The sequence below is a fragment of the Leptotrichia sp. oral taxon 847 genome (assembly GCF_001553645.1).
GTDB lineage: Bacteria > Fusobacteriota > Fusobacteriia > Fusobacteriales > Leptotrichiaceae > Leptotrichia.
On the sequence record NZ_CP014231.1, the window covers coordinates 1293538 to 1307373 of the forward strand.

General features: G+C 28.5%; 13 protein-coding genes. 4 read left to right on the forward strand and 9 right to left on the reverse strand.

Annotated features, from left to right (window positions below):
* Positions 1-14: 14 nt before the first annotated feature.
* On the reverse strand, positions 15-386 hold the full coding sequence (locus AXF11_RS06060; protein ID WP_231724654.1) for a MazG nucleotide pyrophosphohydrolase domain-containing protein: 372 nt from the start codon (positions 384-386) through the stop codon (positions 15-17).
* A gap of 174 nt (positions 387-560) precedes the next feature.
* Between AXF11_RS06060 and AXF11_RS10860 the strand changes: the two genes are divergently transcribed.
* Genes AXF11_RS10860 through ricT form a run of 3 tightly spaced genes read left to right on the forward strand, consistent with a single transcriptional unit; the run spans position 561 to position 1767 of the window.
* A complete protein-coding gene (locus tag AXF11_RS10860; RefSeq protein ID WP_231724655.1) occupies positions 561-914 on the forward strand; it encodes a hypothetical protein in 354 nt (117 codons plus the stop codon).
* 20 nt (positions 915-934) lie between these two features.
* A complete protein-coding gene (locus AXF11_RS10865; protein WP_231724656.1) occupies positions 935-1258 on the forward strand; it encodes a JAB domain-containing protein in 324 nt (107 codons plus the stop codon).
* Positions 1255-1767: a PSP1 family protein gene (ricT, locus tag AXF11_RS06070; RefSeq protein ID WP_068155898.1), complete on the forward strand. Its 513-nt coding sequence runs from the start codon at positions 1255-1257 to the stop codon at positions 1765-1767. The genes AXF11_RS10865 and ricT overlap by 4 nt, the downstream gene beginning before the upstream one ends.
* A gap of 194 nt (positions 1768-1961) precedes the next feature.
* Here ricT and AXF11_RS06075 read toward each other — a convergent pair whose 3' ends face one another.
* The 8 genes from AXF11_RS06075 to AXF11_RS06110 form a co-directional block, all read right to left on the reverse strand.
* The gene (locus tag AXF11_RS06075; protein WP_068155901.1) at positions 1962-4445 is read right to left on the reverse strand and encodes an AMP-binding protein; all 2484 of its coding nucleotides are present in this window, start codon (positions 4443-4445) and stop codon (positions 1962-1964) included.
* Between the two features lie 734 nt (positions 4446-5179).
* A complete protein-coding gene (locus AXF11_RS06080; protein ID WP_068155904.1) occupies positions 5180-5431 on the reverse strand; it encodes a hypothetical protein in 252 nt (83 codons plus the stop codon).
* A gap of 38 nt (positions 5432-5469) precedes the next feature.
* Entirely contained in the window at positions 5470-7509 is a 2040-nt protein-coding gene (locus AXF11_RS06085; RefSeq protein ID WP_068155907.1) for a hypothetical protein, read from the reverse strand.
* A 73-nt stretch (positions 7510-7582) separates the two neighbouring features.
* The gene (locus tag AXF11_RS06090) at positions 7583-8752 is read right to left on the reverse strand and encodes a YARHG domain-containing protein (protein ID WP_068155910.1); all 1170 of its coding nucleotides are present in this window, start codon (positions 8750-8752) and stop codon (positions 7583-7585) included.
* Between the two features lie 96 nt (positions 8753-8848).
* Complete coding sequence (locus AXF11_RS06095; RefSeq protein ID WP_068155913.1) at positions 8849-9307, reverse strand: hypothetical protein; 459 nt, start codon at positions 9305-9307, stop codon at positions 8849-8851.
* A gap of 143 nt (positions 9308-9450) precedes the next feature.
* The gene (locus AXF11_RS06100) at positions 9451-10152 is read right to left on the reverse strand and encodes a hypothetical protein (RefSeq protein ID WP_068155915.1); all 702 of its coding nucleotides are present in this window, start codon (positions 10150-10152) and stop codon (positions 9451-9453) included.
* Positions 10153-10182: 30 nt separating this feature from the next.
* On the reverse strand, positions 10183-10767 hold the full coding sequence (locus AXF11_RS06105; protein ID WP_068155918.1) for a hypothetical protein: 585 nt from the start codon (positions 10765-10767) through the stop codon (positions 10183-10185).
* Between the two features lie 105 nt (positions 10768-10872).
* Positions 10873-11421 carry a hypothetical protein gene (locus AXF11_RS06110; RefSeq protein WP_068155921.1) on the reverse strand — a complete coding sequence of 183 codons (549 nt, stop codon included), beginning with the start codon at positions 11419-11421 and terminating at the stop codon, positions 10873-10875.
* A gap of 719 nt (positions 11422-12140) precedes the next feature.
* Between AXF11_RS06110 and AXF11_RS06115 the strand changes: the two genes are divergently transcribed.
* Positions 12141-13835: a M3 family oligoendopeptidase gene (locus AXF11_RS06115; RefSeq protein WP_068155923.1), complete on the forward strand. Its 1695-nt coding sequence runs from the start codon at positions 12141-12143 to the stop codon at positions 13833-13835.
* The last annotated feature ends 1 nt before the right edge of the window (position 13836 follow it).

Consider the following 13836-nt stretch of genomic DNA (forward strand, 5'->3'; position numbering starts at 1 on the left):
AAACAATATTTTTTTTATTTATTCAATTTTTTATAATGTTCTCTTCCTTCTTTTAAAGTAAATTTTCTCTTATATTTTTTTTCATTGATCTTATCTTTAATCTCAAAAATTTTTTCTAAATCAATTCCATATTCATTGGCGATGGCAATCGTGTAATAAAATACATCAAAAACTTCTTCTTCAATAGTTCCTTTGATATTTTTCCCATCAAACCGCGTATTTTTTCTAATATCTTCAGCAAGTTCACCAAATTCTTCAATTAATTTTAAGACAATTCTCTGAATATTGTCCTTTTTTTCTCTTTCATCACATAAATCTTCTTTTTCGTCCAAAGTCCCCATTTCAATATGTTTAATCAGATATTGAACTTCTTTTAAAGTCATCATAGTTTTTCTCCTATTTTTTTCTATCATGTTAAAAAAATTATACAATTTTTTGGAAATATAGTCAAATAAATTGCTATATTTTACACCATCTCAAAGAAATTGAAATATTGAAAAAAAAAAGAAAATAGGATATAATAAAAAAGGGTTAAAAAAATTGAGGGGATTATAATTATAATGGAAGAAATTATACAAAAAGATGAGGAAAAAGAAAAAGGGCATCGTAAGCGATTAAGAGAAAAATTTTTAATTAGTGGAACTAAGGGGATGTTTGATTATGAAATTTTAGAATTGCTTTTAACTTATACGATCGTGCGAAAAAATTGTAGGGGGCTTGCGAGAGGGCTACTTTTGAAATATGGGGATTTGTATACTATTTTAAAGCAACCTAGTAAAGAATTGCAAAAAAATAAAAATATAACAGAGAGGACTGTTGTTTTTTTAAAGTTGATATTTGAAATAATTGAAAATGGGTTGTATAAAAAATTTATAATAAAAAAATTGAACTATCCAGTAATACTAAATTATTAGATTATCTAAGCTGTTCCCTTTTGAAAAGGGATGTTGAAGTTTTTAAAGTATTATTTTTAAACAGTCAAAACGAACTATTAAAAGAAGAAGAGTTATTTTTTGGGACTTTGGACAGAAGTACGATTTATATAAGGGAATTGATAAAAAAGATATTGAATTACAATGCAAAATCAATAATTATTGTCCATAATCATCCAGCAGGATCACTTAAACCATCAAATGCAGATATTTTTTTGACGAAAAAGATAAAAGAACTTTTTGACAAAATAGAAATACAGCTTCTAGACCATTTGATAATTAGTGAACGGGGATATTTTAGCTTTTTAGAAGGTGGAATACTGTGAAAATAATTAATATAAAATTTAGAAAAACAAAAAAGGTTTATCCGTTTATAATTAATGAATTGGAGAATTATAAAAAAGGAGATTATGTGTTGGTTGACACTATTCGTGGGGAGCAAATTGGAATTGTTTTGGATACTGTGTTGAATCAAGAAAAGATTCTAGCGGAAAAAGAAGAGCTCAAAATGCGGGAAGTTAAGAGAAAATTGAGCCAAAATGAGGTAAATAAACTTGCTGAATTGGACAAAAGAGCGGATGAAGCTTATTTTAGATGTAAAAAGATTGTGAAAAGACTTCTTCCTGAAATGAATCTTGTAATAGGCGAATATACTTTTGATGAAAATAAATTAATTTTTTATTTTACGGCGGAAAAAAGGCTGGATTTTAGGGAATTGGTAAAAGAAGTGAACAGAACTTTTAAAAAAAGAGTGGAATTTTATCAGATTAAAGTAAACGATGAAGGTCGTATCTTATCAGCATTTGGAAAATATGGAAGAGAAATTTATTGGTAATTTAAATTTTGAATCAAAAAATAGGTAAAAATTAGAAAATATCTAAAATTTACCTTTTTTATTTTCAAATTTTTTAAATTAAAGTAAGCTAACTTGTTAGAGTATAAGTTTTGTTTATCATAACTACACCAAGTTTATATAAAAGCATACAAAAATTATAGATATTCTTTTAATTTTTGTTTTTTATAAAAACTTTACTCATTTTCCACATATTTTTTTATAATATTTTGTGCTTTCTTGCAAATTTCGTCATAACTGCCATCTGGCTTAAATTTTTCTAGCACTGCAACTTCAATTTTTTTTGGTCTTGGAAATTTCATATATCTGGAGTACGCTTTAAATGCACCTTTTATACCGAGACACTGAATATCGATTCCCATTTCTTTGGCTATGATTGCAAAAACCTTTTTAAACTCGGCAACTTTGCCATCTTTTGTCCTTGCACCTTCAGGAAAGATTAATACGCTCTTTCCGCTTTTTAAATGTCCAACAATCTCTTCCACGCTTTTTCTTATATTTTTATTTATATCGACTAGTATAACGTTTCCGTGACTCACAAGAAGTTTCATAAAACCTTTTTTAAAATACCAGTCAATCGCTAAAAATAAAGTGTTATTTAATATTTTTCGAGGAAGCAGAGTTCCTAATACAACTGGATCAGCAAAACTTTGATGGTTTGAAACAAAAATTTGCGGTTCTGTCGTAAGATTTTTTTTATTTATTTTTTTTGTTCTAAAATACAAATCAACTATTGGTTGAAGTGGTTTTAATATTTTTGTAACCCAACGATTTTTATTGTCAACAATCGGTTTAGTTTCATCAATTATCTTTTTCCAGTCAACTTCATTATCTTCAATTTTTGTAGCTTTTTGGTTGATGTATTCAGAAAGTAAAAGCAAATTAGGCATTTTAGAAAACTCATCTTCATCCAGTCTAATTCCAAAATTACTTTCAATATATGCAAAAAATTCGACGATGTCAAGTGAGTCCATTCCAATTTCAAGTTCTAGATTTTCTTGTGGCTGTGGAGCAATTCCCTTATTCTTTTTGACATATTCTTTTAAAATTTTGTAAATTTCGTTATCTGGCTCAATCACTTTTTCTTTTTTATCCGTCTCACCTTTTTCGTATAAGTCTGGCAGCATAAATCTTCTTGTTTTTCCAACTCTTGTTTTCGGCAATTCATTTTCAAACAATTTGTAATCCAGTATTTTTTCATAGTTATGAGCTTTTAAGTTGTAGTCTTCCACAATATTTTTTATGTAAGTTTTTGTGTTTGTAATATTTCTTTTTCTAAATTCCAATAAATCTGGAACGATTATTGCCGTAAGTTTATTTTTATGATTAAAAATCCCAATTTCTTTTATAAGACCGTTGCTTTTGGCAAGAACTCTGTCTTCTAGTGTTTCAGGGTCGATGTTTTTACCATTTGATAAAACAATCATCGTATTTCTTCTTCCACGAATTGTAACAAATCCTTCGTCATCAATTGTCACCAAATCTCCAGTTTTAAACCAGCCGTCTTCGGTAATCACCTCTTTTGTCTTTTCAGGTTTTTTGTAATACCCTTTCATCACAATCGGTCCTTTTACCATAAGTTCTTCATTTTCAATCTTTACTTCGACATTAAAAAGTTTTTTCCCAACAGTTCCAATTTTTCTTTCTTTTTTAGAATTTACTGCTATAACTGGCGAAGTTTCAGTAAGTCCGTAACCCTCCAAAGAATAAATTCCCAAAGTTTCGTAAAATCTTGAAATTTCAGGATCCATTTTGGCTCCACCGACGACGATAAAATCCAAATGTCCTCCAAATTTTTTGTGAACTTTTGCAAACACTTTTCTTTTTAGCTTTATGGAATTTGATTTTTTCATAATTTGGTAAATAATTCTCGTTATGAATTTTGAATTAATTTGTTCCATAATTCCATCATAAAACAGCTTAAACACTCTAGGGACACCAATTAACGCCGTAACTCTATTTTTTTCAAGAGCTTCGAAAATCTCTTTACTTGCAATTTTTTCCACAAAAACGATGGAAGTCTGATATTTTAACATCAAAAGCACAGTCGCTGTAAGTGGCAAAATGTGGTGAAATGGAAGCAGCGCCAAAATTTGGTCACGGTAGTCAAAAATTCCTTTTTCATAAATTCCTTCCATTTCAGAATTTAGGTTGTCAAATGAAAGCATAACTCCTTTGGGATTTCCAGTCGTTCCAGAGGTGTAGAGCATAGCAGCAGTTTCATTTCCAGTCGGATTATTTAACTCAAAATCTGAATTTTTTATAGAATTTAACTTTTCTTCTGAGATTTTAACTTTATCAACATTAATTATTTTTATTTTATCCTTAAATTCATATTGATTGACAGCATCAATTATATTTTTTTGAGTTTCATCAGAACACAAAATAATATCAGGATTTGCGTCATTTAACACATACAAAATTTCTTGAGGGTTGCTATTCGCATCAAGCGCAATTCCCGCCGAATTTTTATCCCAAATGGCCATAAATCCATAAATCCACTCAGGACGATTTTCCATAATTATAAGTCCAAATCTGTCTTTTTCTAAATTTACTACATATTCTGAAAAATATTTAATATTATTTATAAGCTCAGTATAATTTATATGTCTATTTTTAAAATCGACTAAAGCAAGTCTGTCCGCTCTTTGTAAAAACATATATTTTCCTCCTTTTTTTAGATAAAAAAATTATATCACATTTTGGGTTGATACGCTATTTTTTTCTATTTTGGAGATAGTGTAAAAATTTTAGGGGCATATTTTGATTATAGGATGTTATTTTGTTTAATATAGTTTTTTATTTTTTACATAAGGGGAAAGGACCGCCATTTCCCCTTATAATCCCCACGCTCGTCTAAGCATTTTTTTGAAGCAAAGCCGAAACTCACTTCGTTCAGACAGTCGTCTTTACTCCAAAAAAATCACGACACCTTTTGTATAATAGTAAAATTTAAACCGTCGGAGCATTTTTATGTGCTGACAAAACTGTCTGAGCGAAAGCGAGTTTTTTGGCAGTGCATAAAAATGCCGAAGACTAGCCGGGGTGCAGGGGTGCGGCGATGAGCACTTCTGCTTAAAAAAGAAAAAATTATTTTAGTAACTTTCTGGATTGAATAAGAAACTTAAAATAGAAGTTTTTATTTCCCCTAAATATTTTACTCTGTCCTATTTTGGAGATAGTGTAAAATTTTAGGGAAACATTTTGATTATAGGATGTTGAAGAGTACTTCTACTTAAAAAAATAAATATTTTAGTAATTTTGTAAGTTGAATGGGAAACTTAAAATAGAAGTTTTTATGAGTTATGACAGAACACTCCCAATTTTAGTCGTGAGATGTTCAGTTAAATAAAGAGCAATTCTATTTTGTAATAAAATTGCTCATTTAAACTATTTATGGTTTTAGGTTAGGATGTTTCTTAAAATATTCTTCCCTCACTTTTTTGTAATTAGTAGGTGGTTTTCGATTGGGGTCAGGATATTTTGCCAAATCAAGAAAACTAAATCTTCTCATATTCATAGCATCTTTTTTTGTAGATTTTGTTCTAGTTGATGTTGTTTTTCTTTTTGTTTTTTTAGACCCTTTACTTGCTGAAGAGGCAAATAAAGATATTACGAGTGTTAATAATAGTATAATTTTTTTCATATATTTTTCCTTCTTTCTTTTTTTATAATTTTTTTATTTTAATTTAACAAGGCATACCCTTGTGAACTCATCGCAGCCTGAACTTCTCCTGCATTATTATATTTTTCTGTGGAAAAAGAGTTAGATTTTATTTCTTTATAAGAAGTAATATTATTGTTTTTATCTAAAACTATTTTCCCAATTTCAACTGGTTCAAAAGATTCAGTGTTGCCAAAAAATCCAGCAAATGTGTTTTGAATGAAATATTTAACTGATAAATTTCCATTTTCATCTTGTTTGTAATAAATTCCTGCTAAATTAGGATTGTCGGAAGAATTATCATCTTTTTGCAATTCAATTTTTCTTTGTGCAAGTTTTGTAATATAATTTTTCAAATCTTTTACTTGATTGGCATTTTTAGCATATTCAAGAAGTCCACTGACTTTTATTTTAAATTTGCTGTTTTGAGGACGAATTTTTAATTTTTTTGCTACGTCTTTATTGTAAGAAATGTCAACATCTATTGTATCCCCATTTTGTATTCCTTCAGTTTTTGAAAAATTAAATGTAATTCCTCCTTCTTTTGCAAACTCTTCCTCTTTTTTAGGTTTTTCTGTATTGCTATTTGCAGTTTCTAGAGGAAATTCAGGATTTTGATAATTTGTTATTTTCCCGCTTCCAGAAGCTCCGTCAATTCTAACCGTATAATATTTATTAAAGTCAAAATTTTGCAAAAATATAAAATTTGCACAGATGTAGTATAGTGCAATAATTCCTATTACAGCAATTCCAATAGTTGTATATTTTTTCTTTTTCTCAGGATCCATTGCATTTATTTTTTTAGCTCCGTTATTCCATTCTGATTTTATATCTTCAATTTCTACATTTTTTCCTTTAAAAATAACAAAATAATTAGTTACTACTGAACCTAGTGAAGTTATCAAAGTTAATATTAAAACAAATTGTGTAAAACCTAAATTTGGTGCTGAACCTGTCGCTGCTCCAAACATACCTGACAAGGAAGTGAACGCTTTTATAACTTTATTTACCGCATATATTTCTAAAAGTCCTAATATTCCAAATCCGAAGATAAAGTAATAATTTAGATTCTTTAATTTTTCTATTTTATTTTCTTTTTTTGCTTTTAGATAAATTAAAACAGTAACTGCAATTACAGCGATTACTATTAAATTCAAAATGCCTTGCAATGTTTTTGCTGTTGAGATAAATCCCATTCCTTCTCCCAGTGTATTCATCCCACTGTTAAACAAATTGTCTAAAGAACTCGAACTAGCAGCTTCTGAGGCAAGTTTTTTTGCATTAAAATACAAACTCAAACCTTTTATTCCAGCATAAAGAAGTATTACGGAAGCTATTGTTGACAACCAAAATATTATTTTTAAAAAAAGTTTACTATTTTCATTATCTTTTTGTAAAATATTATCTAAAAATCCTGGTTGTGAAACATTTTCAGAATTATTATTTGCATTTGAGCTATTAATTATTTGACTTTGTTTATTATCTGTATTTTCCAAATTTTGAGCTATGTTATTATTAACATTAACGCCATTATCTTTTTGAAAAACAATAGGATAGTTTTTTAATAATGTAAGAGCAGAAAATACAATGCAGGCGATTAAAGCAACTAAACCTACAATTACAGCAAATTTTGAAAGAAATTCTGGCATCAAGCCTATCATAGATAGGAGTAATATAACAAGAATTACAATACCTGATATTGCTAGTCTAAAAGGATTTGCATAATTTGGAATATTCATTTTTTGAAAATTATTAGAATTTAATGCTTTAGAACGAATATTAAAGATTACAACTATATTTATTATACTTGCAATTCCAAAAATAGCTAAAAGAGTTATTAATAATTTCATTGAGTTAAATCCATCAACTGCTCCTCCAATCATTCCGCCAAATCCGCTTGTAAGTTGTCCCAATATTCCAATTATTTTTATAAGAACAATTGCTAATGTTACAAATATTACGGCACTTAACCAAAATAATAATTTTATTTCTCCAAATTCTATCAAATTATTGGTGTTTTGGTTATTTGTTTTGTTTTCTATATTTTTATTATTATCCATTTTTCCTCCTGTTTTTAATTTAAACAAAATAACTTTACATTTTTTAGTATAAATTTAAAATAATTTATATGGATTATTTTTCATATTCTTTTATTATAAGAACAAATTTTTTCTCTTCTGGATTTAAAATTTCATCTGTATTATATCTTCCGTTGTACCAACTTTTTTTAGAAAAATAATCAGCATATTCACGACTTTTTGTGAATATATATCCCTTTTTTGCAAATAGCGTATTTCTTATATATCCCAATTTTTGTTTTGAAAAAGTCTTTAGTATGTCTTTGTTATTTTTGTGCATAACCTCGTCGTAAACTCTGTCCAATGTCGCCAAATCATCGTCATTTTGATTAGACTGTGCTGGTGAAGTAATTGGATTAGGATTAGTTGAATTTGCTGCATCTGTTGTATTTGGAGCAGCAGTTCCTGTATTTTGCTGTACTGGCTGTTCTGGAGCTGGAGTAGAAGGATTTGTGTTTTCTCCAGTAGCTGACATTATTCTTCTAAATAAAGTCATTCCATTTTCAAGCACCATATTAATTTCACTTAATTTTCTAACTCCAGACAATATTTCGCTTTTTTGTTTTTTGGAATCAAGTTTATATTGTGTTTCAGAAACTTCTCCAGTTGAGTTGTCAAAGTTATAGTAAATTTTATAAATTCCGCCATTTTCTTCAACTACTCCACTTACATATTTTTGATAATCTTCTTCTTTTACTTCCAAATTTTTCAAAGTTTTTCCATTTTTTTGAATTTCTCCATCCAAAGTTACAAAATCCATTGAATACAAGTTTTTATCATATTTTGTAGCAACCTTTACAATTTTTCGATTATCGATAGAAGCAGGATCATCAGAATAATCTACAACAGTTGTTACACTATTTTCAGTTTGAGTAAGCTGCATAAGTTTTCCTTGCTCATAAACTTGCACTTTCTTCGTTCCAGTCAATTTATAATTTATTTCAGTTTCCCCTTGCAATTTTCCATTACTTACAAAGAAATATCCGCTTTTTTGTGGAAGATCAAATGTAATTTTTCCTGTAAAAATTGCTCCTTTATAATAGATAAAATCGTTGTCGACCCTAAAATCAGTTGAATTTAATGCAACCGTAGCTCCTTGTGGATTTTGCGGCTTTGTATAAGTAGCAGATTGATATCTAGTATCTTTTGCATTATTATCCTTATTTTGGTTTGAACAAGATGCCATAAGTGCCAAAATAAGAACTACTATTGATAGTTTTTTCATATTTAAATATTTCCTTTCTCTAGCAGTTTGTGGACTGCTCATATTTATAATTTTTATTTGACAATCCCAAATTTTCTTTTCAAAATTCTATCAAAATTATTTAATTTCATCAGTAAATGGCAATTTTTTGTAGTCTGCCGCTTCAAAACCAAAATAGTTTTTTACAGTTTTCTCAAAAAATCCGACATTTTCAAAGCCAAGCTCAGATGATTTTGAGTAACCTGTTCCACGCATTTCTACAGTATAGTTTTTTTCAAAATTTAATTTTGTACCCGCATTAAAGTATGTTTTATGATTAGCCTTTAACTTTTTATTAAAAAATTTATATGGAGCTACATTATCGCTTCTTCCCCAAGTGTATCCAAGAGCTACATCATTGTATTCTTTTCCGTTAATATTACAAACTTTATAAAATCTAAAAAATTCTCCCGCTCCAGAACCATGATCTCCACCAATAGATGTAATTCCTGTGCAATAGCTTCCTTTTTTTGTTACGATTGTTTGTCCAAACGCAAAACTTCCTAATAATAATCCGACTAATAATAATTTTTTCATTATTTTCACTTCCTTTTTTTAGTTATGTTTTTGTAAATTATTTTCTTTTAATTTAATAAAATATATCTTCTGATTTAAAAAATTTACTATTTAAATATTTCATTTCTCTCTGTTTTTGGACTACTCATGATTATATTTTATAATCAAAATTTTTTATTTCTATTGTCCATTCTTTCTTTAATTTGTTGTGCTTCTGAATCAGAAATAATTCTTTCGTTTTCATTGTGAACTCCGTATTGTTGTCTTTTATAAGCAGCCATGTCAATATCATCTTGAACTTCTTGAATTCTATTTGATGCTATCCCCGCTACAAAGCCTGTAATACTTAGGAATTTGAATACTACGTAAGCCGCTGCAACAAATAAAATTATTGGTATAGCAAACAATAATCCAAAAAATGCTAAAATTCCTATGCCAATTAGTTTTAGAAGTAAAAGTATGTATTGTTTTGTATCTGTAGCTTCTTCTCTGCCTATATTTTTTTCTGAAGTTAGATATCGTTTATTTAATACAGCAAAAATAATTGCATTAGCTACTGCATGTAAAGAGTATCCAATCATAAAAATAGTTGATTCATCTATATGTGCATAATTCAAAAAATTTAAAATGGCAAAAATACCTTGTAAAATAAGTATTACCAAAAGACTTATAACCATACCTCCGATAAGTCCTGCTACCCAGTAAATTACAGCATATGTAATCCATATTCTTCCTTTTGTTATTCCTTCATTAGCTTTTCGTCTTGCTGCTTTAAATATAATAAACATATGTAGCAATATTGCTGCTAAAAATATAGATTTCATTATTAATGAAGAGTCATTAATAACTGCTATAAAATGGTTCATATTTCTTCTTTCCTTTCTTTTTTATTTTTTTTAGTAATTCCATTCATAATCCCCTTGTAAAATATGTGCTACATTTACATTTGGACCCACTAATGAAACATCAGAATTTTTTAGATTTTCTTTAGAAATAAGTTTTGAAATTTCATTATATGTTTTAACTGTTTCTTGTTCCAATTTATTTGGATCTAAGTTTTCTAATTCTTTTTGCATTTGTGCATATTCATCTATATGTTTCCTTTGTTCTTCAAATGTTTTATATGTAAGATTAAGTTTGTAAGTTTTTAAAATATCAAGTGGATACGTTGCTTTATCAGTTAATATCAAATTTTCTTTTCCTGATGCTCTTCTAGATTCTTCAAAACCTTCAAATTTTTCTTTTACATTTCCTTTATTAATTTCACAACCGATAGTAGCGTGTATTTGAAGAAATCTTTCATAATTTTCATCAAAGGAATCAGTATTTCCATGAGGACCACCTGCATGGCTGTAATATTCTTTTAACATTTCATTTAATCCTTCTGGCGTAAGACATTTTGATTTATCCACTTTTACCTTTTTCCCGCATGATACAGTAAACATAGCTAAAATGATAAATAAAGTTATAATTTTTTTCATATTTTTCACTTCCTTTTTTTATTTTTATAAATTTTAATTTTCTTTTCTTAGTTTAAAAATTTTTTTTGTTATTATTTGTAACAAAAGGTTCCTTTTTAAAAATAATTAATTATTATTGTGAAGTAGGCAATCTAAATACATTCTTGTATTTTTTTCAGTTTCAGAATTAAGTCTTTTTGCATTTTTTGATTTTAATAAAGCGTTTAATTCATTTTCCGAAAGTATTTGAAAGTCGTTTCTTTCATATTTTTTACCCTTTCTAATTTCTGTTCCTGCGCTAATCACATAGTCAATTGTAATTTCGTAAGAATCTGTAACTGGTGTATTTTGATTTTTTCGGCTGTTTACATAATATTTTTTCTCGATTCTATAATTTAATATTGGATATTTTTCTCTATCATAAGATTTTACATTGTCGAACGGAGTATATGAAACTCTATATTTGTTTCCAACAGGTACTACATTGATAAAATAGTTGAATTTTTTCCAATACGACTCATCTGTTCCTGGTACTTCACCATAAAACCAGTCTTTTTGATTTGAAATATAAATTTTAGTATCTGATGAGAAAAAGCTCTCTGCTTCTTTAGTTGTAATTTCTGAAAAAGCAAATGTTTCAAAAATAAGTACTAACATTAAAATAAATTTTTTCATATTTTTTAGCCTTCTTTCTTTTTTATAATTTTTTTATATCCAATAATTTCTAAGTAAGAAAACTGAGATTTCTCCGAGTTTTCATCATTTTAAAATAACTAAAAATCTGTTCCTAAATTTTTTATTCTATCCTTTTCTTAATTAATATCAAATTTTTGGATATACTTCTGTTATTGTATACCATTTTTTTTTTTTTTGATTATAAGCAACTTATTTTACTTATATAACATTAATAAAATATTAAAACAATTTTTTCTTTTTTTAAGCAGAAGTGCTCATCGCCGCACCCCTGCACCCCGGCAAGGCTCAAGACATTTTTATGTGCTGACAAAAAACTCGCACTAGTCGTGCTCAGACAGTTTTGTCAGCACATAAAAATGCTCCGACGGTTTAAATTTTACTACTATAGAAAAAGTGTCGTGATTTTTTTGAAGTAAAGACGACTGTCTGAACGAAGTGAGTTTCGGCTTTGCTTCAAAAAAATGCTTAGACGAGCGTGGGGATTATAAGGGGAAATGGCGGCCCTTTCCCCTTATGTGAAAAAATAGAAAACCATACTAAACAAAATAACATCCTGTAAATAAAAATAAATTAAAAAAGATTGAAATTAAAATTTATCCCTAAATATTTTACTCTATTTATTTATATAAAAAAATTGCTTTTTTTCCTTAACTGTGGTAATCTTTTGGTATAAAAATTAAGTGAAAGGAAGTAAAGAAATGAACTTTAATGATTACAAATACGAACATATAGAAGTAGAAAAAATAAAAGATGAATTTTCTGAAAATATTAAAAATTTTAAAAATTCTAAAAACGTGGAAGAACAATGTGAATATTTTGACAAAATTATAAAACTTAGAAATTATGTGGATACGATGCAGACACTTGTGTCAATTAGACATAGCATTGATACAACTGACGAATTTTACGATAAGGAAAACGAATATATGGACGAAATTAGTCCAATTTTATTTAGTTTTACAAATGATTTTTATAAAGCGCTTGTAAATTCTAAATTTAAAAAAGAGTTAACCCAAAAATACGGAAAATTTTTGTTTGAAAAAGCCGAAAATACGCTAAAAACATTTTCTAGCGAAGTTATCCCAGATTTTCAGGAAGAAAATAGACTTACAAGTAAATATGAAAAACTTATCGCAAGTGCAAAAATTGAGTTTGACGGAAAAGAGCTAAATTTATCACAAATGGTGCCTTACACTCAGTCAAAAGACAGAAATGTGAGAATTGAAGCGGCTAAAAAAGTTGCTAATTTTTTCTCCGAAAATAAAGAAGAATTTGACAACATTTACGACTCGCTTGTAAAAGTTAGAGATAAGATGGCAAAAAAATTGGGTTACAAAAATTATGTGGAATTTGGCTACAAAAGATTATCTCGACTTGAGTATGACGACAAAATGGTCGCTGGATACAGAAAACAAGTGTTAGAAAATATTGTGCCAATTTATACAGAACTTAGAAAAAGACAGGAAAAAAGATTGGGTGTAAAAAAATTGAGATTTTACGACGAAGCGATAAAATTTAATTCTGGAAATGCCGATCCGCACGGATCACCTGAATGGATTTTAAATAATGGAAAAACAATGTATAAAGAATTGTCCAAAGAAACCGACGAATTTTTTACATTTATGACTGAAAATAATTTACTTGACTTGCTTTCAAAAAAAGGAAAGATGAGCGGTGGATACTGCACCTACATTCCAGATTACAAATCGCCATTTATTTTTGCGAACTTTAATGCGACTTCGCACGATGTCGATGTTTTAACGCACGAAGCTGGACACGCTTTTCAAGTTTATCAAAGCCGTGGTTATGAAGTTCCGGAATATTTGTGGCCAACTTACGAAGCTTGTGAAATTCACTCGATGAGCATGGAATTTTTGACTTGGCCGTGGATGAATTTATTTTTTGAAGAAGATACCGAAAAATACAAATTTATTCATTTATCAGAAGCGCTTTTATTTATTCCATACGGAGTAACTGTGGACGAATTTCAGCACTGGGTTTATGAAAATCCAGAAGTTTCGCCGCAAGAAAGAAGAGAAAAATGGCTTGAAATTGAAAAAAAATATCTTCCTACAAGAGATTACGGAGAAGTCGAAGAATTAAAAGACGGAATTTTTTGGTTTAGACAAGGACACATCTTTTCATCGCCATTTTACTACATAGATTACACTTTAGCGCAAGTTTGTGCATTCCAGTTTTGGATAAAAGCCAATGAAAATAGAGAAAAAGCTTGGAGCGAATATTTAAATTTATGTAAATTAGGCGGAAGTAAACCATTTTTTGAGTTGATGAAGTCGGCAAACTTGAAAAATCCTTTTGAAAAAGGCGTATTAGCTGAAGTTGTGCCAAAGATAAAAGAATATTTGGACAGTGTTGACGATATGAAATTATAAA